General features: G+C 68.1%; 13 protein-coding genes and 3 rRNA genes. 10 read left to right on the top strand and 6 right to left on the bottom strand.

The window, feature by feature from the left end; genetic code table 11:
* The first annotated feature begins 187 nt into the window (after window positions 1-187).
* Window positions 188-1,645 carry an adenosylhomocysteinase gene (gene ahcY / locus L3078_RS18420; protein ID WP_239754931.1) on the top strand — a complete coding sequence of 486 codons (1,458 nt, stop codon included), beginning with the start codon at window positions 188-190 and terminating at the stop codon, window positions 1,643-1,645.
* A 168-nt stretch (window positions 1,646-1,813) separates the two neighbouring features.
* Window positions 1,814-2,428: a hypothetical protein gene (locus L3078_RS18415; RefSeq protein ID WP_239754930.1), complete on the top strand. Its 615-nt coding sequence runs from the start codon at window positions 1,814-1,816 to the stop codon at window positions 2,426-2,428.
* A gap of 20 nt (window positions 2,429-2,448) precedes the next feature.
* Here L3078_RS18415 and L3078_RS18410 read toward each other — a convergent pair whose 3' ends face one another.
* Window positions 2,449-3,537 (bottom strand): RDD family protein, encoded by a 1,089-nt coding sequence (locus tag L3078_RS18410; RefSeq protein ID WP_239754929.1) that lies wholly within the window; start codon window positions 3,535-3,537, stop codon window positions 2,449-2,451.
* A gap of 158 nt (window positions 3,538-3,695) precedes the next feature.
* Here L3078_RS18410 and L3078_RS18405 point away from each other — a divergent pair, with 158 nt between their 5' ends.
* From L3078_RS18405 to rrf, 4 genes are all read left to right on the top strand, one after another.
* Window positions 3,696-4,703, top strand: coding sequence for a stage II sporulation protein M (locus tag L3078_RS18405; RefSeq protein WP_239754928.1), 1,008 nt, complete (start codon window positions 3,696-3,698; stop codon window positions 4,701-4,703).
* Between the two features lie 590 nt (window positions 4,704-5,293).
* Window positions 5,294-6,820, top strand: a 16S ribosomal RNA gene (locus tag L3078_RS18400).
* 301 nt (window positions 6,821-7,121) lie between these two features.
* Window positions 7,122-10,242 (top strand): 23S ribosomal RNA (locus L3078_RS18395).
* 86 nt (window positions 10,243-10,328) lie between these two features.
* Window positions 10,329-10,445, top strand: a 5S ribosomal RNA gene (rrf, locus tag L3078_RS18390).
* Together the 16S, 23S and 5S rRNA genes form the textbook arrangement of a ribosomal RNA operon.
* 104 nt (window positions 10,446-10,549) lie before the next feature.
* Here rrf and L3078_RS18385 read toward each other — a convergent pair.
* Genes L3078_RS18385 through L3078_RS18365 form a run of 5 tightly spaced genes read right to left on the bottom strand, consistent with a single transcriptional unit; the run spans window position 10,550 to window position 16,154 of the window.
* Window positions 10,550-11,860, bottom strand: coding sequence for a DUF58 domain-containing protein (locus tag L3078_RS18385; RefSeq protein WP_239754926.1), 1,311 nt, complete (start codon window positions 11,858-11,860; stop codon window positions 10,550-10,552).
* Window positions 11,860-12,849, bottom strand: coding sequence for an AAA family ATPase (locus tag L3078_RS18380; RefSeq protein WP_239760367.1), 990 nt, complete (start codon window positions 12,847-12,849; stop codon window positions 11,860-11,862). The genes L3078_RS18385 and L3078_RS18380 overlap by 1 nt, the downstream gene beginning before the upstream one ends.
* Window positions 12,849-14,042 (bottom strand): DUF4350 domain-containing protein, encoded by a 1,194-nt coding sequence (locus L3078_RS18375; RefSeq protein WP_239754923.1) that lies wholly within the window; start codon window positions 14,040-14,042, stop codon window positions 12,849-12,851. Before L3078_RS18375 ends, L3078_RS18380 begins: the two co-directional genes overlap by 1 nt.
* Window positions 14,039-14,764 carry a DUF4129 domain-containing protein gene (locus L3078_RS18370; RefSeq protein ID WP_239754922.1) on the bottom strand — a complete coding sequence of 242 codons (726 nt, stop codon included), beginning with the start codon at window positions 14,762-14,764 and terminating at the stop codon, window positions 14,039-14,041. Before L3078_RS18370 ends, L3078_RS18375 begins: the two co-directional genes overlap by 4 nt.
* Window positions 14,765-14,768: 4 nt before the next feature.
* On the bottom strand, window positions 14,769-16,154 hold the full coding sequence (locus tag L3078_RS18365; RefSeq protein ID WP_239754921.1) for a PT domain-containing protein: 1,386 nt from the start codon (window positions 16,152-16,154) through the stop codon (window positions 14,769-14,771).
* 140 nt (window positions 16,155-16,294) lie between these two features.
* Between L3078_RS18365 and mtnA the strand changes: the two genes are divergently transcribed.
* The 4 genes from mtnA to L3078_RS18345 are packed head-to-tail and all read left to right on the top strand — an operon-like array spanning window position 16,295 to window position 22,055.
* Window positions 16,295-17,440, top strand: a complete 1,146-nt coding sequence (gene mtnA / locus L3078_RS18360) for an S-methyl-5-thioribose-1-phosphate isomerase (protein WP_239754920.1) — start codon at window positions 16,295-16,297, stop codon at window positions 17,438-17,440.
* An 8-nt stretch (window positions 17,441-17,448) separates the two neighbouring features.
* Window positions 17,449-18,138: a two-component system response regulator MtrA gene (gene mtrA / locus L3078_RS18355; protein WP_189823911.1), complete on the top strand. Its 690-nt coding sequence runs from the start codon at window positions 17,449-17,451 to the stop codon at window positions 18,136-18,138.
* A 1-nt stretch (window position 18,139) separates the two neighbouring features.
* Window positions 18,140-20,236: an MtrAB system histidine kinase MtrB gene (gene mtrB / locus L3078_RS18350; RefSeq protein ID WP_239754919.1), complete on the top strand. Its 2,097-nt coding sequence runs from the start codon at window positions 18,140-18,142 to the stop codon at window positions 20,234-20,236.
* Window positions 20,226-22,055 (top strand): LpqB family beta-propeller domain-containing protein, encoded by a 1,830-nt coding sequence (locus L3078_RS18345; RefSeq protein WP_239754918.1) that lies wholly within the window; start codon window positions 20,226-20,228, stop codon window positions 22,053-22,055. The genes mtrB and L3078_RS18345 overlap by 11 nt, the downstream gene beginning before the upstream one ends.
* Window positions 22,056-22,366: the final 311 nt, after the last annotated feature.

The raw sequence follows: 22,366 nt of genomic DNA, 5'->3' as shown, positions 1-22,366 counted from the left end.
AGCCAGACGTCGCTGCTGATGGCGGTCGGGCGGTCCCACCGCGGACCGACCGAGGGAGAGAGGGCCTCCGACGGACTGCGCTGCGCGCACGCGGGCATGCCTGTGTCCTCTTCGGGGCACCCCTGTGTCCGCCGCCGCGCAGACCAGCCCTACCCACCCTCGACCCGACACCGAGGAGCAGTTCGCAATGACGACTGTCGACAACCGACAGGACTTCAAGGTCGCCGATCTCTCCCTGGCCGCTTTCGGCCGCAAGGAGATCACCCTCGCCGAGCACGAGATGCCCGGCCTGATGGCGATCCGCAAGGAGTACGCCGAGTCCCAGCCCCTCGCCGGCGCCCGCGTCACCGGCTCCCTGCACATGACCGTGCAGACGGCCGTGCTCATCGAGACCCTGGTCGCCCTCGGCGCCCGGGTCCGCTGGGCCTCCTGCAACATCTTCTCCACCCAGGACCACGCCGCCGCCGCCATCGCGGTCGGCCCGAACGGCACGGTGGACAACCCGCAGGGCGTCCCGGTCTTCGCCTGGAAGGGCGAGACCCTGGAGGAGTACTGGTGGTGCACCGAGCAGGCGCTGACCTGGCCGGACAGCCCCACCGGCGGCCCCAACATGATCCTCGACGACGGCGGTGACGCCACCCTCCTGGTCCACAAGGGCGTGGAGTACGAGAAGGCCGGCGAGGTCCCCGCGGTCGACACCGCCGAGAACGAGGAACACCGCGTCATCCTCGAACTCCTCAACCGCACCATCACCGACGGCTCGCAGAAGTGGACCCAGCTCGCCTCGGAGATCCGCGGCGTGACCGAGGAGACCACGACGGGTGTCCACCGCCTGTACGAGATGCAGCGCGACGGCCAGCTCCTCTTCCCGGCGATCAACGTGAACGACGCCGTGACGAAGTCGAAGTTCGACAACAAGTACGGCTGCCGCCACTCCCTGATCGACGGCATCAACCGCGCCACCGACGTCCTCATCGGCGGCAAGACGGCCGTCGTGTGCGGCTACGGCGACGTGGGCAAGGGCTGCGCGGAGTCCCTGCGCGGACAGGGCGCCCGCGTCATCGTCACCGAGATCGACCCGATCTGCGCGTTGCAGGCGGCGATGGACGGCTACCAGGTCACGACGCTGGACGAGGTCGTCGACAAGGCCGACATCTTCATCACCACGACCGGCAACAAGGACATCATCATGGCCTCGGACATGGCCAAGATGAAGCACCAGGCCATCGTCGGCAACATCGGCCACTTCGACAACGAGATCGACATGGCGGGTCTCGCCAAGATCCCCGGCATCGTCAAGGACGAGGTCAAGCCGCAGGTCCACACCTGGACCTTCCCCGACGGCAAGGTGCTCATCGTCCTGTCCGAGGGCCGTCTGCTGAACCTGGGCAACGCCACCGGTCACCCGTCGTTCGTGATGTCCAACTCGTTCGCGGACCAGACCCTGGCCCAGATCGAGCTGTTCACCAAGCAGTCGGAGTACCCGATCGGTGTGTACACGCTGCCCAAGCACCTCGACGAGAAGGTCGCCCGCCTCCACCTCGACTCGCTCGGCGTGAAGCTCACGACCCTCCGCCCTGAGCAGGCCTCGTACATCGGCGTCGAGGTCGAGGGCCCGTACAAGCCGGACCACTACCGCTACTGATCCACTTCGGATCCGCCCGGCGGCGGATGCGTCGTACGTCGACCGTCGACGCGTCCGCCTCGGCAGCAGCACCCAGGCAGGCCCCCGCACCCCCGTGCCGGGGGCCTGCCCGTTCGGCACCGCTTCAGGCCCGTCGGCCGGACCAGCCCGTCAAGACCCAGGACCCCCATGCCCCGCGGCCGGTATTCGCTTCATGACCCGCACGACCACACCCTCCTCGCCGAGGAACACTTCCACTGCGCGCCCGGCCCTTCCGGCTGGCGCTATGTCTCCCAACTGACCGCCCCCTCCGGCGACCACGCCGGCTCCGTCGACCTGGCCATCGACGAACTCGGCCGCCCCATCCGCCTCGAACTCCACGCCGCGAGCTGGCAGGTCCGCGGCGCCGCCCTGGACGGCGTCACCTGGGTCCGCACCGACCCCACCGGAACCGAAGCCACCGAAGGCAATGTCCGCGCCCACGCCTTCACCGGCACCTCCCCGGCGTTCCTCATCGCCACCGCACGCCTGCTGCGCCTCACCCCCTCCGCCCCGGCCACCCGCGTACGCCTCGTCGCCTTCACCGACCCGGTCCTGGCCCCGCGCACCCTCGACCAGTCCTGGGCCTTGATCGCAAGAGAAGCACACGCCACTGACAACGGCCCCCTGACCGTGGACGAGTACCAGGTCACAGCCCTGGACACGGGCGAGCGGCACACCGTTCACATCGCGGGCGACGTCGTTCTGGCGGCTCCCGGGATCGAGCTGGAGCACCTGGAAACACCGCCGTCCACATTCGATTGAGACGCGGTCCCACCCGCCACTCAGGCGGGCGGGGCGAACCCGGTGCCCGGCCGCTCGGGAGACGGCGCGTGCGGCGGCTCGGGAGCGGGCGGGGTGCCGGGGGCCTGCACACCTGGGAGGTCAGCAGCGGGCCCGGGAGTAGATGCGGGCGCGGGCGCGGCATCTGCGGCCCCCGCAGGCGGGCTGTACCCGGTGCCGATGCCGGGGCCGGAGTCGGCACCGGGGGTGGAAACGTGGGTGGAACCGCCCGCAGCCGGGGCCGGGCTCACATACCCCCGAGGCGGCGCATACGGAGGCGTCGCGAGGGGCTGAGCGGCGAAGTGCTGAGCGGACGGCGCGCCACCCACACCCGCCCCGGCCGCGCCCTGGAATGCCTGGCGAGCCTCCCGAGCCTGCCGCTCGTGCACCACGGCCGCCAGATACGCGCCCGCCGGCACCCCATACGGCGCCGGAGCCCCGGTACGCGCCGCGAGGTCCGCGGCGAGACGTTCCGCCATGGCCGCGCCGACGTGCGGGTCCAGCTGCCGCATCCGCGTCAGGTACTGGCGGATGGCCAGCCACAGCCCGTCCGGCACAGCCGACAGGTCGAGCGCGGCGAACTGGCCCGCGAGCCACGGCGGAGGCGGGGGCACGAACGCCGCCCGTCCGGCCGGAACCCGCTCCCGCACGACGAGAGTCCCGGCGAACACGTCACCCAGCCGCCGCCCCCGCGCCGAGACGAGCGAGGCGATGCAGGCGACGACCCCGAACGTCATCAGGATTTCGACCACCCCGACCGCCCCGCGCACCAGCGCGTGCCGGAACCGGATCGGCCCACCGTCGTCCCGCACCACCCGCAGCCCGCAGGCAAGCTTCCCCAGCGAACGCCCGTGGCTCAGCGTCTCCACCGCGATCGGCCCGCCCACCAGGACGAGCAGGAAGCTCGCGATGGATATCGCCGCCTGCGCCGCCTCGTCGAGGCCGGCCGTCGACAGCACCAGGACCAGAACCACCGCGAGGTAGACGACCATGGCCACGACCAGGTCGAGCAGCACCGCCAGCGCCCGGCTCGGCAGCTTCGCGGGACGCAGTTCCAGCGCCACCGCCTCGCCCGTCACCAGCTCACTCACACCCGTAGTCCCTTCCGGATTCATCCCCTGACCTGCCCTGAGAGTGGCCAGTCTGCCAAGCTGAGGTCACATCGCGCCGCAGTAGGACGAGTACGACCAGTGCGATCAGTGCGACAAGACGACACGCAGTGCGAGAGGGACGAGGAGCAGCACACCCGATGGACCTCGATGTCTTCGTGTCCGCCCATCGTGCCGAGTGGGACCGGCTCGACGCCCTGCTCCGCCGCCAACGCCGTCTCGACGGAGCCGAGGTCGACGAACTCGTCACCCTCTACCAGCGCACCGCCACCCACCTCTCACTGATCCAGTCGAGCGCTCCGGACCCACAGCTCACCGGACGTCTCAGCCAACTGGTGGCACGCGCGCGCAGCGCCGTCACAGGCAGCCGACGGGCCTCCTGGCGCGACGTCACCCGCTTCCTGACCCATGGTTTCCCCGCGGCGGTCTACCGATCCCGTCACTGGTGGGTCCCCACGGCGCTGCTCTCCACCCTCGTCGCCGTGCTCCTGGGGTGGTGGATCGGCACCCACCCGGAAGTTCAGGCCAGCATCGCGGCCCCCGACGCGCTCCGCGAGATGACCCGCCCCGGCGGCCAGTACGAGACGTACTACTCCAGCCATCCCGCCGCGTCCTTCGCGGCCCAGGTGTGGACGAACAACGCCCAGGCCGCCGCGATGTGCCTGGTTCTGGGGATCTTCCTGGGCCTGCCGGTCCTCTGGATCCTGCTCCTGAACATGCTCAATCTGGGCGTCGGCATAGGCCTGATGACCTCGGCCGGCCGCCTCGACGTCTTCCTCGGCCTGATCCTCCCGCACGGCCTGCTGGAACTGACCGCCGTCTTCGTGGCCGCCGGCACGGGGCTGCGGCTCGGCTGGACCGTCATCGACCCAGGGCCCCGGACCCGCCGTTCGGCCCTGGCCGAGGAAGGGCGAGCCGCCCTCGGCATGGCGATAGGCCTGGCGCTGGTGCTCTTCATCTCCGGCGCCATCGAAGGCTTCGTCACCCCGTCGGGCCTGCCCACCTGGGCCCGTATCAGCATCGGCGTCCTCGCCGAGGTCGCCTTCCTCGCCTACGTCTATGTCCTGGGCGGACGAGCCGTCCGCGCCGGTGACACGGGCGACGTCGACGAGCACGAACGCAGCGCCGCGGTGCCGACGGCCGCCTGATGTGCGTCCACCCCCGTCGGGCTGTTAGTCTCCTCTTCGTTCCCGCAAGAGCCGTTGACACGGCCGATGTGGGGAGGTAGATTCGAACAGTTGCCTAGAGGTGTCCATACCCCAGGGCGACAGTGAAAATCTACCGACTCCTCGTGAATGAGATGTCCCGAGCGAGTCCACCCGATGAATCAGGAACGAACGGCCGGTCAGTCCGGTCAAAAACTTCTGATAAAGTCGGACTCACCGAAAGAAAGCCGCAAGGCAATCAATTAGGTAAGGCCCCCAACGGCCACCGGAAATGAATTTCGACCGGAAACGGAACGGAAAACGGATCTGGTAGGGTTGGAAACGCAAGACAGCAAGACCGAAGGGAAACTGCCCGGAGGAAAGCCCGAGAGGGTGAGTACAAAGGAAGCGTCCGTTCCTTGAGAACTCAACAGCGTGCCAAAAATCAACGCCAGATTAGTTGATACCCCGTCTCCAGCATCTGCTGGGACGAGGTTCCTTTGAAATAAACACAGCGAGGACGCTGTGAACCATCGGCTTATTCCGCCGGTGGTTCCGCTCTCGTGATGTGTGCACCCGATTACGGGTAAACATTCACGGAGAGTTTGATCCTGGCTCAGGACGAACGCTGGCGGCGTGCTTAACACATGCAAGTCGAACGATGAACCACTTCGGTGGGGATTAGTGGCGAACGGGTGAGTAACACGTGGGCAATCTGCCCTTCACTCTGGGACAAGCCCTGGAAACGGGGTCTAATACCGGATACGACACTCTCGGGCATCCGATGAGTGTGGAAAGCTCCGGCGGTGAAGGATGAGCCCGCGGCCTATCAGCTTGTTGGTGAGGTAACGGCTCACCAAGGCGACGACGGGTAGCCGGCCTGAGAGGGCGACCGGCCACACTGGGACTGAGACACGGCCCAGACTCCTACGGGAGGCAGCAGTGGGGAATATTGCACAATGGGCGAAAGCCTGATGCAGCGACGCCGCGTGAGGGATGACGGCCTTCGGGTTGTAAACCTCTTTCAGCAGGGAAGAAGCGAAAGTGACGGTACCTGCAGAAGAAGCGCCGGCTAACTACGTGCCAGCAGCCGCGGTAATACGTAGGGCGCGAGCGTTGTCCGGAATTATTGGGCGTAAAGAGCTCGTAGGCGGTCTGTCGCGTCGGATGTGAAAGCCCGGGGCTTAACCCCGGGTCTGCATTCGATACGGGCAGACTAGAGTGTGGTAGGGGAGATCGGAATTCCTGGTGTAGCGGTGAAATGCGCAGATATCAGGAGGAACACCGGTGGCGAAGGCGGATCTCTGGGCCATTACTGACGCTGAGGAGCGAAAGCGTGGGGAGCGAACAGGATTAGATACCCTGGTAGTCCACGCCGTAAACGGTGGGAACTAGGTGTTGGCGACATTCCACGTCGTCGGTGCCGCAGCTAACGCATTAAGTTCCCCGCCTGGGGAGTACGGCCGCAAGGCTAAAACTCAAAGGAATTGACGGGGGCCCGCACAAGCAGCGGAGCATGTGGCTTAATTCGACGCAACGCGAAGAACCTTACCAAGGCTTGACATACACCGGAAACGGCCAGAGATGGTCGCCCCCTTGTGGTCGGTGTACAGGTGGTGCATGGCTGTCGTCAGCTCGTGTCGTGAGATGTTGGGTTAAGTCCCGCAACGAGCGCAACCCTTGTTCTGTGTTGCCAGCATGCCCTTCGGGGTGATGGGGACTCACAGGAGACTGCCGGGGTCAACTCGGAGGAAGGTGGGGACGACGTCAAGTCATCATGCCCCTTATGTCTTGGGCTGCACACGTGCTACAATGGCAGGTACAATGAGCTGCGAAGCCGTGAGGCGGAGCGAATCTCAAAAAGCCTGTCTCAGTTCGGATTGGGGTCTGCAACTCGACCCCATGAAGTCGGAGTTGCTAGTAATCGCAGATCAGCATTGCTGCGGTGAATACGTTCCCGGGCCTTGTACACACCGCCCGTCACGTCACGAAAGTCGGTAACACCCGAAGCCGGTGGCCCAACCCCTTGTGGGAGGGAGCTGTCGAAGGTGGGACTGGCGATTGGGACGAAGTCGTAACAAGGTAGCCGTACCGGAAGGTGCGGCTGGATCACCTCCTTTCTAAGGAGCACTTCTAGGCTGCCACGGCAGTCCAGAGGCCAGATCATCAGCGAACGTCTGATGCTGGTTGCTCATGGGTGGAACGTTGATTATTCGGCACCGTCGGCCGTCTCGGGCTGCAAGTACTGCTCTTCGGAGCGTGGAACGCTGATCACGAGCGGCGGGGGTGTCGGGCACGCTGTTGGGTGTCTGAGGGAATGAACGTCCCCTCAGTGCCGGCCCCAGTGAACTCCGGTGGAAACCGGGGGTGATGGGTGGTTGGTCGTTGTTTGAGAACTGCACAGTGGACGCGAGCATCTGTGGCCAAGTTTTTAAGGGCGCACGGTGGATGCCTTGGCACCAGGAACCGATGAAGGACGTGGGAGGCCACGATAGGCCCCGGGGAGTCGTCAACCAGGCTTTGATCCGGGGGTGTCCGAATGGGGAAACCCGGCAGTCGTCATGGGCTGTCACCCTTGCCTGAACACATAGGGCAAGTGGAGGGAACGCGGGGAAGTGAAACATCTCAGTACCCGCAGGAAGAGAAAACAACCGTGATTCCGGGAGTAGTGGCGAGCGAAACTGGATGAGGCCAAACCGTATGCGTGTGAGACCCGGCAGGGGTTGCGTATACGGGGTTGTGGGATCTCTCTTCTGTTGTCTGCCGGCAACAGGACGAGTCAGAAACCGTATGGGTAGGCGAAGGACATGCGAAAGGTCCGGCGTAGAGGGTAAGACCCCGTAGCTGAAATCTGTACGGCTCGTTTGAGAGACACCCAAGTAGCACGGGGCCCGAGAAATCCCGTGTGAATCTGGCGGGACCACCCGCTAAGCCTAAATATTCCCTGGTGACCGATAGCGGATAGTACCGTGAGGGAATGGTGAAAAGTACCGCGGGAGCGGAGTGAAATAGTACCTGAAACCGTGTGCCTACAAGCCGTGGGAGCGTCGGATAGAAGCTTGCTTCCATCTCGTGACTGCGTGCCTTTTGAAGAATGAGCCTGCGAGTTTGCGGTGTGTTGCGAGGTTAACCCGGGTGGGGTAGCCGTAGCGAAAGCGAGTCCGAACAGGGCGACTTTAGTAGCACGCTCAAGACCCGAAGCGGAGTGATCTAGCCATGGGCAGGTTGAAGCGGAGGTAAGACTTCGTGGAGGACCGAACCCACCAGGGTTGAAAACCTGGGGGATGACCTGTGGTTAGGGGTGAAAGGCCAATCAAACTCCGTGATAGCTGGTTCTCCCCGAAATGCATTTAGGTGCAGCGTCGTGTGTTTCTTGCCGGAGGTAGAGCACTGGATAGGCGATGGGCCCTACCGGGTTACTGACCTTAGCCAAACTCCGAATGCCGGTAAGTGAGAGCGCGGCAGTGAGACTGTGGGGGATAAGCTCCATGGTCGAGAGGGAAACAGCCCAGAGCATCGACTAAGGCCCCTAAGCGTACGCTAAGTGGGAAAGGATGTGGAGTCGCAGAGACAACCAGGAGGTTGGCTTAGAAGCAGCCACCCTTGAAAGAGTGCGTAATAGCTCACTGGTCTAGTGATTCCGCGCCGACAATGTAGCGGGGCTCAAGCGTACCGCCGAAGTCGTGTCATTGCGATATATACCCCCAACGGGGATCGTGATGGGTAGGGGAGCGTCGTGTGCCGGGTGAAGCAGCCGTGTAAGCGAGTTGTGGACGGTTCACGAGTGAGAATGCAGGCATGAGTAGCGATACAAACGTGAGAAACGTTTGCGCCGATTGACCAAGGGTTCCTGGGTCAAGCTGATCTGCCCAGGGTAAGTCGGGACCTAAGGCGAGGCCGACAGGCGTAGTCGATGGATAACCGGTTGATATTCCGGTACCCGCTGTGAAGCGTCAAACATCGAACCAGGCGATGCTAAGTCCGTGAAGCCGCCCCGGATCCTTCGGGTGAAGGGGAGTGGTGGAGCCGACGAACCAGACTTGCAGTAGGTGAGTGATGGGGTGACGCAGGAAGGTAGTCCATCCCGGGCGGTGGTTGTCCCGGGGTAAGGGTGTAGGACGTCAGGTAGGTAAATCCGCCTGGCAATAGTCTGAGACCTGATGCCGAGCCGATTGTGGTGAAGTGGATGATCCTATGCTGTCGAGAAAAGCCTCTAGCGAGTTTCATGGCGGCCCGTACCCTAAACCGACTCAGGTGGTCTGGTAGAGAATACCGAGGCGTTCGGGTGAACTATGGTTAAGGAACTCGGCAAAATGCCCCCGTAACTTCGGGAGAAGGGGGGCCATCACTGGTGATCCGATTTACTCGGTGAGCTGGGGGTGGCCGCAGAGACCAGCGAGAAGCGACTGTTTACTAAAAACACAGGTCCGTGCGAAGCCGTAAGGCGATGTATACGGACTGACGCCTGCCCGGTGCTGGAACGTTAAGGGGACCGGTTAGTCACTCTTCGGGGTGGCGAAGCTGAGAACTTAAGCGCCAGTAAACGGCGGTGGTAACTATAACCATCCTAAGGTAGCGAAATTCCTTGTCGGGTAAGTTCCGACCTGCACGAATGGCGTAACGACTTCTCGACTGTCTCAACCATAGGCCCGGTGAAATTGCACTACGAGTAAAGATGCTCGTTTCGCGCAGCAGGACGGAAAGACCCCGGGACCTTTACTACAGTTTGATATTGGTGTTCGGTTCGGCTTGTGTAGGATAGCTGGGAGACTGTGAAGCTCGGACGCCAGTTCGGGTGGAGTCGTCGTTGAAATACCAGTCTGGTCGTGCTGGATGTCTAACCCGGGTCCGTGATCCGGATCGGGGACAGTGTCTGATGGGTAGTTTAACTGGGGCGGTTGCCTCCCAAAGGGTAACGGAGGCGCCCAAAGGTTCCCTCAGCCTGGTTGGCAATCAGGTGGTGAGTGTAAGTGCACAAGGGAGCTTGACTGTGAGACCGACGGGTCGAGCAGGGACGAAAGTCGGGACTAGTGATCCGGCGGTGGCTTGTGGAAGCGCCGTCGCTCAACGGATAAAAGGTACCCCGGGGATAACAGGCTGATCTTCCCCAAGAGTCCATATCGACGGGATGGTTTGGCACCTCGATGTCGGCTCGTCGCATCCTGGGGCTGGAGTCGGTCCCAAGGGTTGGGCTGTTCGCCCATTAAAGCGGTACGCGAGCTGGGTTTAGAACGTCGTGAGACAGTTCGGTCCCTATCCGCTGCGCGCGTAGGAATATTGAGAAGGGCTGTCCCTAGTACGAGAGGACCGGGACGGACGAACCTCTGGTGTGCCAGTTGTTCTGCCAAGGGCATGGCTGGTTGGCTACGTTCGGGAGGGATAACCGCTGAAAGCATCTAAGCGGGAAGCCTGCTTCGAGATGAGTATTCCCACCCACTTGATGGGGTAAGGCTCCCAGTAGACGACTGGGTTGATAGGCCAGATATGGAAGCCCAGTAATGGGTGGAGTTGACTGGTACTAATAGGCCGAGGGCTTGTCCTCAGTTGCTCGCGTCCACTGTGTTGGTTCTGAAACCACGAACAACCCCGCCCAGGTCACGGGTGGTGCGGTTGAGTGTTTCATAGTGTTTCGGTGGTCATAGCGTGAGGGAAACGCCCGGTTACATTCCGAACCCGGAAGCTAAGCCTTACAGCGCCGATGGTACTGCAGGGGGGACCCTGTGGGAGAGTAGGACGCCGCCGAACAAATATTGAGAAAACCCCTGCCGGGTGACCGGCAGGGGTTTTCTGCGTTTCCGGGTCGATTTAGGGTCCCGGCCTCTCCTGGGGGTAATTGGACGGGATTCAGATCAAAGGCGTCCGGCTGCTTTCAGCGCCAGATAAGCGTCTGCCAGCGCCGGCGCCAGATTGTCTGGCGTGGCGTCGACGACCGTGACGCCATGGCGACGCAGTTGATCGGCGGTGCGGTGGCGGTCCGTCTGGGCCTGGGCTGCTGCTGCGGCCTCGTAGACGGCGTCCGTGGTGCCCCGGGAGTTCGCCATGAGGGCGATGCGCGGATCGGCCACCGACGCCACCAGGACCGTATGGCGCTGGGTGAGGCGGGACAGGACAGGGAGCAGACCTTGTTCGACCGGGGCCGCGTCGAGGGTGGTGAGTAGGACGATCAGGGCCCTGCGGGGTGCCGTACGGAGTGCGGTGGCGGTGAGGCCTCGGGCGTCCGTCTCGACGAGCTCTGGTTCGAGCAGGGCCATGGCGTTGACCAGGGACGGAAGGGCGTCACCTGCTGTGCGGCCCTGGACGAGCGCTCGTACTCGGCGGTCGTAGGCCAGCAGGTCCACACGGTCGCCGGCGCGGGAGGCGAGGGCGGCCAGGAGGAGGGCCGCGTCCATGGAGGCGTCGAGGCGGGGGGCGTCGCCCACGCGGCCCGCCGAGGTTCGGCCGGTGTCCAGTACGAGGAGGATGTGGCGGTCGCGTTCGGGGCGCCAGGTGCGTACGGCCACGGAGGACTGGCGGGCTGTGGCGCGCCAGTCGATGGAGCGGGTGTCGTCGCCGGGGATGTACTCGCGAAGGCTGTCGAACTCCGTGCCCTCGCCTCGGGTCAGGACGCTGGTGCGGCCGTCCAGTTCGCGCAGGCGGGCCAGTTTGGACGGCAGGTGCTTGCGGCTGGTGAACGGGGGGAGCACACGTACGGTCCAAGGGGCTCGGTGACTGCCCTGGCGGGTGAAGAGGCCGAGGGGGCCGTACGAACGGATGGTGACTCTGTCCGCTTGGCGGTCTCCACGGCGGGTGGGGCGCAGGCGGGTGGTGAGGCGTCGGCGCTCGCCCGCGGGGATCGTGACGCGGTGGCGGGAGGCGGCCACTTCGGTGCCGGGGAGCCAGCTGCTGGGGGGCCAGGCGTCGCGAAGGTCGGCGCGCAGGGGGCGGCGGGAGGGGTTGGTGACCGTGAGGGTGACGTCCGCGGTCTCGCCCAGGCGTGCGGAGGTGTCGCCGGAGCGCAGGAGGCCCAGGCGGCGCACGGGTGCGGCGAGGGCGTAGTCGCAGGCGCAGGCCAGGACCAGGGGAGCGTTCACGGCGAGGATGCCCGTCCAGCTGGGCTCCCAGATGCCGACGGGGAGGGTGCCTAGGGCCGCGAGGAGTGCGGCGCGTCCGGTGGGGGCCATCAGCGGGGCACGGGGACGTGGGCGAGGATCGCGTTGATGACCGAGTCGGCCGTCACGCCCTCCATTTCCGCCTCGGGGCGGAGCTGGACGCGGTGGCGGAGGGTCGGCAGCGCGAGCGCCTTCACGTCGTCGGGGATGACGTAGTCGCGGCCCGTCAGCCAGGCCCAGGCGCGGGAGGCCGCGAGGAGGGCCGTGGCGCCTCGGGGGGAGACGCCGAGGGTGAGGGACGGGGATTCGCGGGTGGCTCGGCAGATGTCCACCACGTAGGCGGTGATCTCCGGGGAGATCGTCGTCTTGGCGACGGCGGAGCGAGCGGCTTCCAGGTCGGCCGCGTTCGCGACGGGGCGTACGCCGGCGGCGCGCAGGTCGCGTGGGTTGAAGCCCTCGGAGTGACGGGTGAGGACGTCGATCTCGTCCTGTCGGGACGGGAGCGGGACCGTCAGTTTGAGGAGGAAACGGTCCAGTTGGGCTTCGGGGAGGGGGTAGGTGCCCTCGTACTCGACGGGGTTCTGGGTCGCGGCGACCAGGAACGGGTCCGGGAGCGGACGGGGGGTGCCGTCCACCGTGACCTGGCGTTCTTCCATGGCCTCCAGCAGGGAGGACTGGGTCTTCGGCGGGGTGCGGTTGATCTCGTCCGCGAGGAGGAGGTTGGTGAAGACCGGGCCGGGCTGGAAGGAGAACTCGGCGGAGCGGGTGTCGTAGACGAGGGAGCCGGTGACGTCGCTGGGCATCAGGTCAGGAGTGAACTGGACGCGCTTGGTGTCGAGATCGAGCGCGGATGCGAGGGCCCGCACGAGCAACGTTTTGGCCACCCCAGGGACTCCTTCTAGTAGGACGTGTCCGCGGCAGAGGAGGGCGACGACGAGGCCGGTCACGGCGGGGTCCTGGCCGACCACGGCTTTGGCGATCTCGGCGCGCAGGGCCTCCAGGGAGGCGCGGGCGGCGCCCGGGTCCCCGGTGGTCCCGGCGTTGTCAGTGGTCGGGTCCATCATGAACGGCGTACCTCTCTTTCGAGGGCGTCGAGTTGGTCGGTGAGTGCGATGAGGGCCTTGTCGTCGCCGGGCGGCGGGCCGAAGAGGAGGGCGTGCAGGGGCTGTCCGTCGCCGTGGAGGTGGGCGGACAGGGCGGGGAGCAGTGCCTCGGGCGTGTGGGCCCGGGAGACGGGGACACCTACGAGGGGGGCGAGGCGCGTGCGGGTGCTGGAGCGAAGAGCGGCGGCCGCGCGGTCGCGGGCATTGGCCTTGCGGTAGAGGCGGGCGCGGCCTTCGACGGTCTCGGAGGCACGGATCGCGACGGGGAGTTTCTCGGGCACCAGGGGGCCGAGTCGGCGTGCCCGCCACAGGGCGGCGAGGGCGCCGGCGACGAAGAGCTGCAGGGTGCCCCAGAACCAGCCCGAGGGGAGCAGGTCGAAGAAGCTGCGGTTGCCCGAGTCGGGGGCCGCGTCGTCGGAGAGCGAGGGGAGGTACCAGACCAGATGGGGGCGCGAGCCGAGGAGTTGGAGGGCGAGGGATGCGTTGCCCTGCTCGTCGAGGCTGCTGTTGAGGAGGATGTCGGGGGCGCCGAGGACGACGGTGTCGCCGTCCCCCTCGGCCGCCGGGACGCGGACCAGGGTGGGCAGGCCGTCCTCGGGGTAACAGGTGTCTGCCGCGCGGGCGGTGACGTGGTAGCGGAGCCCGCCGGTGTCGGCGCTGCCCGCGCGGCGGGCGGCGGGCAGCTCGCAGCGGGGCGTGAGGGTGGAGTCGAGGCTCAGGGCCACGTCGGTGGTGACTCCGGGGGCGAGGGTGCTCACGGACGGGGGGCCGGGGGCGACGAGGACCGTGCGGCCGCCGGAGGTCTCGGTCGCCTCGTGGAGGCGGCTCTGCTGGGAGTCGGTGAGCAGATCGGGCACGGCGATCAGGAGGGTGGTGTCCGGGCCGGCGGCGGCGCGTGCCTCGTCGAGGGTCGTGACGACGCGGGTGGACACGCCCCGGTCGTCGAGCAGTTCGGCGACCGCGCGGCTGCCGTCGGTGTCGGCGGAGCGCGGGTCGAGGCGGCCGTGTTCGGCGCCGGAGCGGATCACGGCGATCACGGCGGCCGCCGCCAGGAGGATCACCGCCCCGAGCACGACACCGCGCGCGCGGGTCCACACCTGGCGGGCCGTGGGCGATACCGAGGTGGAGGGGAGCGTGCTCTCGGTGGTCATTCGGCGGCTCCCGGGCGGGTGCTCCGGGCTGTGCTCGCGGTGCTTTGGGTGCTGCTCGCCAGCGCGGGCTTGGTGCGCTCGAGGTCGGTGTCGAGGGCGGCGAGGCGGCGGTACGTTCCTTCGGCGGCGGATCGGCCGCCGTATGTGACGTCGTCGAAGTCCCGGGCGGCGGTGTGGAGTCGGTCCGCGTGGGCGGGGAGGACCGCGCCCGCTTCGGAGGCGGCCTCGTCGGCGGTGCGGCCGGGGCGTACGTCGAGCAGCGCGCGTTCCTCCAGGGAGCGGACGACGGCGCGCATGCGTTCCTGGACGGCCTGGTTCCAGTGGCCCTGGGCGGCCTGTGCCTCGGCGGCCGCGCGGTGTTCCGCGGCGCTGCGGGGGCGGTCGTCGAAGAGCACGGCGGAGGAGGCCGGGGCGCGGCGGGGGGTGCCGAGGCGCCACCACAGCGCGCCGACGAGGGCGAGGACGGCCAGGACGATGACGACGAGGCCGAGTGTGCCGCCGGGGGTGGCGGTCGAGGCGGCGCCGAACACCTTGTCGAGCCAGTCCCAGAAGGCGTCCTGGGCGCGCTCGTACCAGCTGGGGTCGTTCTCGTGGTACATGCCCTTGGACAGCTCGCGCCGGGCCGCCTCCCGCGCGGGATCGCGCGGGAGGGTGACGGGCGGCTCGTCCGCCGACAGCCACGACAGCGGTATGGCTGTCAGTGCTCCCCCCGACCGTGTCACCCCGTCAGCTCCCCGGGGTGGCGCCCGGGGCGTCGCCGTAGCCCTGGAGGCCTGCGGCACGGCCCAGTTCGAGGTCGAGGGCCTCGCGGCGGATGCGCTGGTCGATGTAGAGGAGCACGGTGACACCGGCGCTGATCGGGAAGGTGAGCGTGGAGCCGATCACCGCGCCGACGCCGCTGATGACGAGGTAGGTCCAGCCGAGGGCGGTTCCGCCGGTGGCGAGGAGGCCGGAGATGCCGTCCCCGTCGAGGGCCGCGCCCGCGAAGGAGAAGGGGATCACGACGATCGAGGCGACGACGTAGGCGATGATCGCGGCGAGCAGCTGGATGCCGAGGACCCGCCACCACGAGCCGCGCACGAGCTTGACGGAGCGGCCCATCGACTTGCGGACTCCTTGCTTCTCCAGCATCAGCGCGGGAGAGGCGAGCGAGAAGCGGATCATCAGCCACACGGTGAGGACGAAGGCGCCGAGTCCGCCGAGGAAGGCGAGGAGAACGCCGGGCCCGGTGGAGCCTCCGGAGGCGAGCAGGACGCCGGGTGTGATGCCCACGGTCAGGATCAGGACGGCGATCACGAGGAGCAGGACGGTCAGGCCGCCCAGGCGGAGGAGTTGCGGGCGGGCGTCCCGCCAGGCCTCGGCTGTGGTGACCGACTTGCCGAGGACGGCGCGGCTGGTCACGGTCGTGAGCAGGGCCGTCGCGATGATGGTGCCCAACAGGGAGATCACCATGACGACGGAGGTGCTCAGCAGGGTGTCGCCGAGGGCGCGGCCCAGTTCGCCGGGGGTGGCGGTCGGGTCGTTGAGGGCGTCCATGCTGGCGGCGTCGTTGAGGACGAGGCCCTGGAGCAGGATGACCGCGATCTGGGTGACGACCGCGACGGTCAGGGAGATGCCGAGGACCGTGCGCCAGTGGGTGCGCATGGTGGAGACGGCGCCGTCGAGGATCTCGCCGATGCCGAGCGGGCGCAGTGGGATCACGCCGGGCTTGGCGGCGGGCGGGGGGCCTCCCCAGCCGCCGCCCCAGCCGGGAGTGCCGTGGCCGGGGTGGCCGCCGGGGGCTCCGGGTCCGCCGGGAGGGCCGTAGCCGCCGGGGCCGGGGTGCTGGGGGCCGGGGTGGCCGCCCCAGCCGGGGCCGGGCGGCGGTGGTGGCGAGGTCTGACCGGGGGCCTGCGGGGTCGGAGCGGACCACTGAGCGGGCGGCGGCTGGTCCTTGGACCACTTGGACGGCGGTTGCGCCTGGTCCGCGCCGGGCTGCCCCGTCGGCTGCCCCGTCGGCTGCGCCTGGCCGGCGCCGGTCGGGTCCGTCGGCTGTGCGGTGCCCTGCTGGTCCGGCTGCGGGCCGCCCGAGGGGGCGGATCCGGGCGAGGCCCAGCCCGGAGTGTCCTTCATCGTCGCTCCTTCACGGTGCTCGTCCGCGGTCGCGGCGGCAGGTTGGCGCCCATCGTGCCACGCGGTGTCCGGGAAGTGACCGGGGGCCGTATGTGCTGCGCACCTTCAATTGTCCGACGGATACGGGGCAGACTGACCGCATGGCTGATCAGTACGCGCGATCCGGCGACGACATCCGGCCGACCGGGATACCGGCGATCCGTTGGGACGAGCCACCCGAAGGCCCCGTCCTGGTCCTGCTCGACCAGACGAGGCTGCCGGCCGAGGAGGTCGAGCTGGTGTGCACGGACGCGCCCGCGCTGGTGGAGGCGATCCGTTCGCTCGCCGTGCGCGGGGCGCCGCTGCTGGGGATCGCCGGGGCGTACGGCGTCGCGCTCGCCGCCGCGCGGGGGTTCGACGTGGAGGACGCCGCCGGCGCGCTGGAAGGCGCCCGGCCCACCGCGGTGAACCTCGCGGTCGGTGTGCGCCGGGCGCGGGCCGCGCACCGGGCCGAGCTCGGCCGCTCGGGGGACCAGAAGCTGGCCGCGGAGGCGGCGCTCGCCGCGGCGCGGGCGCTGCACCGGGAGGACGCCGAGGCCAGTTCCCGCATGGCCGCGCACGGGCTGGCGCTGCTGGACGAGCTGCTGCCGGGCGGTGGGCACCGGGTGCTCACGCACTGCAACACCGGGGCGCTGGTGTCGGGTGGTGAGGGCACGGCGTTCGCGGTGGCGCTCGCGGCGCACCGGGTGGGGCGGCTGCGGCGGCTCTGGGTGGACGAGACGCGGCCGTTGCTGCAGGGCGCCCGGCTGACCGCATATGAGGCGGCGCGCAGCGGAATGGCGTACACCTTGCTCACGGACAATGCCGCGGGCTCGTTGTTCGCCGCGGGTGAGGTGGACGCGGTGCTGGTGGGTGCCGACCGGATCGCCGCCGACGGTTCGGTGGCGAACAAGGTCGGGACCTATCCGCTCGCGGTGCTGGCCCGGTACCACCATGTGCCGTTCATCGTGGTGGCGCCGGTGACGACGGTGGATCCGGGCACCCCGGACGGGGCGTCCATCGAGGTGGAGCAGCGCGCGGGTCATGAGGTGACGGAGATCACGGCGCCTCAGGTGCCGGTGGCGGGAGCGGAGGCGGGAGGTGGGATCGCGGTGGCACCCCTGGGAACCCAGGCGTACAACCCGGCCTTCGACGTGACGCCGCCCGAGTTGGTGACGGCGATCGTCACCGAGGAGGGGGTCGTGTCGCCCGTGACCGCCGATGCGCTTGTAGGGCTGTGTGACAGGTCACGCCAGGTAACGATTTAGTTAATGGGATGATGGCATTCATGAAGGGACGAGTCCTTGTCGTCGACGACGACACCGCACTGGCCGAGATGCTCGGCATTGTGTTGCGTGGTGAAGGTTTTGAGCCGTCTTTCGTAGCCGACGGCGACAAGGCGCTGGCCGCGTTCCGTGAGGCCAAACCGGATCTGGTGCTGCTGGATCTGATGCTGCCGGGCCGGGACGGGATCGAGGTGTGCCGTCTGATCAGGGCGGAGTCCGGGGTGCCGATCGTGATGCTCACGGCCAAGAGCGACACCGTCGATGTGGTGGTCGGCCTGGAGTCGGGCGCGGACGACTACATCGTGAAGCCGTTCAAGCCGAAGGAGCTGGTGGCTCGGATCCGGGCGCGGCTGCGGAGGTCGGAGGAGCCGGCGCCGGAGCAGCTCGCCATAGGTGACCTGGTCATCGATGTGGCCGGGCACTCCGTGAAGCGCGAGGGGCAGTCCATCGCGCTGACGCCGCTGGAGTTCGATCTGCTGGTCGCGCTGGCGCGGAAGCCGTGGCAGGTGTTCACTCGTGAGGTCCTGCTGGAGCAGGTCTGGGGGTATCGCCACGCGGCGGACACCCGTCTGGTGAACGTTCATGTGCAGCGGCTGCGTTCCAAGGTCGAGAAGGACCCAGAGCGGCCGGAGATCGTGGTGACCGTCCGTGGTGTCGGATACAAGGCAGGGCCCAGCTGACATGTCCGGTGACAGTGCCGCTTCGGCGCCCGGCCAGCCGGGGACCCGCGCGGAGCGGCCTGTCGGCCGGAAGAAGTCGGGTTCCCGTTGGGGGCGTCTCCTCGAGGGCGGGTTGCTGCAGGGCGGGGTCCAGGGCAGCCCGGTCCTGAGGCTGTTCATGCGCTGGGTGCGTCGCCCGCTGCTGCCCGTGATGCGGCTGTGGCGGCGCAACATCCAGCTCAGGATCGTGGTGACGACCCTGCTGATGTCGCTCAGCGTCGTGCTGCTGCTGGGCTTCGTCGTCATCGGGCAGGTCCGCAACGGTCTGCTGGACGCCAAGGTCAAGGCCTCGCAGAGCCAGGCCACCGGCGGTTTCACGGTCGCCGAGCAGAAGGCGGACAGTGAGGCGAACGCCGCCGGGAACGACAGCACGGACCCGAACGGCGACCGGGTGCAGAACGTCGTCGAGTGGATGACCACCCTGGTCAGTTCCCTCTCCAGTGGCGGTCAGGGCGCGTTCGACGTCGTGACGCTCAGTCCCGCCTCCGCCGACGGCGGCACCGGGGGGCTCGGGCCGCGTGCCTCGGGTGACGTGCAGTGGGACCTCAGTGTGCCCGTGGAGCTGCGTGAGCGGGTCGACGACGGCACCAGCGCCGTGCAGAGCTATACGCGGATCCACTACGACAACGGCCGGGAGTCCCAGCCGGGGCTGATCATCGGCAAACAGGTCAGCGACCCCAACAGCAATCCGTACCAGCTGTACTACCTCTTCCCGCTCACGCAGGAGGAGAAGTCCTTGAGCCTGGTGAAGGGGACGCTGGCGACGGCCGGGCTGTTCGTCGTCGTGCTGCTCGGCGCCATCGCCTGGCTCGTGGTGCGGCAGGTGGTGACGCCCGTGCGGATGGCGGCGGGGATCGCCGAGCGGCTGTCCGCGGGGCGTCTGCAGGAGCGGATGAAGGTCAGCGGTGAGGACGACATCGCTCGGCTCGGCGAGGCCTTCAACAAGATGGCGCAGAACCTTCAGTTGAAGATCCAGCAGCTCGAGGACCTGTCGCGGATGCAGCGGCGGTTCGTCTCCGACGTGTCGCACGAGCTGCGGACGCCGCTGACGACGGTACGGATGGCGGCGGACGTCATCCATGACGCGCGCGTGGACTTCGATCCCGTGACCGCGCGGTCGGCCGAGCTGCTCGCCGACCAGCTGGACCGGTTCGAGTCGCTGCTGGCGGATCTGCTGGAGATCAGCCGGTTCGACGCGGGTGCGGCGTCCCTGGAGGCCGAGCCGATAGATCTGCGTGAGGTCGTGCGGAAGGTCGTCAGCGGGGCCGAGCCGCTCGCCGAGCGCAAGGGGACGCGGATACGGGTGCTGGGGGACCAGCAGCCGGTCGTGGCCGAGGCCGACGCCCGACGGGTGGAGCGGGTGCTGCGCAACCTCGTGGTCAACGCCGTGGAGCACGGCGAGGGTAAGGACGTCGTGGTCAAGCTCGCGGCGGCCGGGGGCGCGGTGGCGGTCGCGGTGCGGGACTACGGAGTGGGACTCAAGCCGGGCGAGGCGACGCGGGTGTTCAGCCGCTTCTGGCGGGCGGACCCGGCACGCGCGCGTACCACCGGCGGTACGGGACTGGGGCTGTCGATCGCCCTGGAGGACGCCCGGTTGCACGGCGGCTGGCTGCAGGCATGGGGCGAGCCGGGCGGTGGCTCACAGTTCCGGCTCACGCTGCCGAGGACGGCGGACGAGCCGCTGCGGGGGTCCCCGATACCGCTGGAACCGAAGGACTCCCGGCGCCACCGGGGACTCAACGACGCCGGTCGGCCGCTCGGCGGTGGCGGCAAGCTCGCCACGGTGCCGGTCCAGGCCGGTGAGCACGGTGGCGCGAGGGCGGCCATAGGGCCCCGGCCGGGCGCCGGACAGGCTCCCACGGCGGACCCGACGGCGCTGCCGGGCAACGGCGCGCGCGTGGTGCCCCGGCCCGCCACACCGTCCGCGACCGCCTCTCCGGGGGTGCCCGCGCGGCGGACCGAGGACGGCGAGGGGCGCGAGGGACCGGCCGAGGAGACGCCGGCCGGGAGCGAAGCGGAGCGGCAGCACGAGCAGGGGGAGGCATTCCGTGGGCGCTGACCGCGCGAAACGCGGCCGTGGGCGTCCGGTGCGGGCGACGGCGTACGTCGGCATCGGTGCCGTGTTGCTGGCGGGGTGCGCCTCGATGCCGGACAGCGGGGACATGCGTGACGTCGAGTCCACGCCGAGGCAGGACGCCCAGGTGCGGGTCTTCGCGCTGCCACCGGCGGAGGACGCCGAGCCGCAGGAGATCGTGCAGGGCTTCCTGGAGGCCCTGACCAGCGACGACCTGAACTACGAGACGGCACGTAGGTACCTCACCGGTGACGCGCTGAAGACCTGGGACCCGGGCGCGTCGACCACCGTCCTCGACGAGGCGCCCACCGCGTACACCCGGGTCACGGGGGAGCGGCCGGAGGCCAACGAGTACGGGTTCGAGCTGTCCGGGAGGAACGTCGCCCGGGTCGACGGGCAGCACGCGTACACGCCCACCGGCGGCCAGTACCGCAAGCTCGTGCACCTCACGCGTGTGAAGCAGACCAGGCAGTGGCGCATCGACCAGCTGCCGCAGGGCGTGGTGCTCGGCAGGTCGGACTTCGAGCGCAACTACAAGTCCATCAACAAGTACTACTTCACCTCGGCCGCGCAGTCCGGTGAGCCGGGGACGGTCGCCGACCCGGTCTATGTGCGCAGCCAGGTCGACCCGGTGACCCAGGTGGTCCGGGATCTGCTGAAGGGCCCCACCAGCTGGCTCAACCCGGTCGCGAGGACGAGTTTCCCGTCCGGTACGACTCTGCTGAAGGGCACGAAGGCGTTGACGCCCGACGACCAGAACAGGCTGGTCGTGCCGCTGAACAAGAAGGCCAACCGCGTCTCGGCCAGCAGATGCAGGGAGATGGCGGCCCAGCTCCTCTTCACGCTCCAGGACTACATGCCCACGGGCGTCGACGAGGTGGAGCTGCAGGGGTCCACCGGCGCCCAGCTGTGCGTGCTTCGCGAGACGGAGGCCGACGGCATGATCACCTCGCGTGGCGTCGACAGGAGCGCGGGGTACGAGTACCTCATCGACGGCGAGCACAAGCTCGTACGGCTGTCCGAGCGGGATCCGGTCACGACACCGTCGCCCGTTCCCGGGGCGCTCGGGGAGGGTGAGAAGCAGTTGCGGTCCGCCGCCGTGTCGCGCGGCGAGGACCGGGCGGCCGGTGTGTCGGCCGACGGCAGCGAGCTGTATGTGGCACCGCTGACGGCGGGGGGCACGCTCGGCGACCCCGTGCTGCGCAGCTCCGGTGCCACGGCGAAGGACCGGCTGACGACTCCCAGTTGGGACGGGCGGGGCGACCTGTGGGTGGCCGACCGTGATCCGGACAAGCCCCGGCTGCTGGTCCTGGCGGACGGCATGGGTGAGCCGCTGGAGGTCCGGACGCCCAACCTCGACGGGCGCATCGAGGCGGTGCGGGTGGCCGCCGACGGTGTGCGGGTCGCGCTGATCCTGGAGAGCAAGGGCAAGCGGGCGCTGTACATCGGGCGCATCGAGCGGGACGCCGACGCGGAGAGCACCACCGTCTCGATCGTCGAGCTGAGGTCCGTGACGCCGGACCTGGAGGACGTCACCGCCATGTCGTGGGCCGGCGACAGCCAACTCGTGGTCGTGGGGCGCGAACCCGGTGGTGTGCAGCAGATGCGGTACGTCAGGGTGGACGGCTCCCCGATACCGGGCTCCGGGCCTTCCGCGCTCACTGGTGTGGAGGAGATCGCCGCGTCCGAGGACGAGAGCCAGCCGCTGGTCGCGCACTCGGCCGACGGGATCGTGCGGCTGTCGCCGGGGCAGCAGTGGCAGACGGTGGTCAAGGAAGGGTCGGCGCCGGTCTATCCGGGATGAGCCGCGGGGTGCGGTGGGTGCGGCTTGAGTGCGCGGCCCGGGTGCGTGTGGCTTGGGGCGCGCGGCCTGGGGCGGCTGCGGGTTGCTGTGCCTCTGCCGCCTGGGGGCGTGTGGTGTAGGGCCGCTTCTCGGGTGGGCGGGTTTGGCTGGCGCCGATTTTTTTTGGGGCTACCGGTCATTTTGGGGTGGCGTTCGGTCTTCTTCGGGCACCCGTCGTTCGTGTGGGTGACAACCCCGTTGCTGTTGCGGTGAGTTGTCCACAGGTGGTTGTCCACAGGGGTGGCAGGGGGCCGCATGCGTTGGCACAGTGG

Source organism: Streptomyces deccanensis (assembly GCF_022385335.1).
GTDB lineage: Bacteria > Actinomycetota > Actinomycetes > Streptomycetales > Streptomycetaceae > Streptomyces > Streptomyces deccanensis.
The sequence above is the reverse complement of the archived record's forward strand: the minus strand, read 5'-3'. Positions and strand labels throughout refer to the sequence as shown.

Bases quoted from the DNA above. Each gene is read 5' to 3' on its own strand.
- L3078_RS18415 (WP_239754930.1), top strand. From the start codon at position 1,814: ATGCCCCGCGGCCGGTATTCGCTTCATGACCCGCACGACCACACCCTC.
- mtnA (WP_239754920.1), top strand. From the start codon at position 16,295: ATGGCTGATCAGTACGCGCGATCCGGCGACGACATCCGGCCGACCGGG.
- L3078_RS18405 (WP_239754928.1), top strand. From the start codon at position 3,696: ATGGACCTCGATGTCTTCGTGTCCGCCCATCGTGCCGAGTGGGACCGG.
- mtrA (WP_189823911.1), top strand. From the start codon at position 17,449: ATGATGGCATTCATGAAGGGACGAGTCCTTGTCGTCGACGACGACACC.
- L3078_RS18380 (WP_239760367.1), bottom strand. From the start codon at position 12,849: ATGGACCCGACCACTGACAACGCCGGGACCACCGGGGACCCGGGCGCC.
- L3078_RS18365 (WP_239754921.1), bottom strand. From the start codon at position 16,154: ATGAAGGACACTCCGGGCTGGGCCTCGCCCGGATCCGCCCCCTCGGGC.
- ahcY (WP_239754931.1), top strand. From the start codon at position 188: ATGACGACTGTCGACAACCGACAGGACTTCAAGGTCGCCGATCTCTCC.
- mtrB (WP_239754919.1), top strand. From the start codon at position 18,140: ATGTCCGGTGACAGTGCCGCTTCGGCGCCCGGCCAGCCGGGGACCCGC.
- L3078_RS18375 (WP_239754923.1), bottom strand. From the start codon at position 14,042: ATGACCACCGAGAGCACGCTCCCCTCCACCTCGGTATCGCCCACGGCC.
- L3078_RS18385 (WP_239754926.1), bottom strand. From the start codon at position 11,860: ATGGCCCCCACCGGACGCGCCGCACTCCTCGCGGCCCTAGGCACCCTC.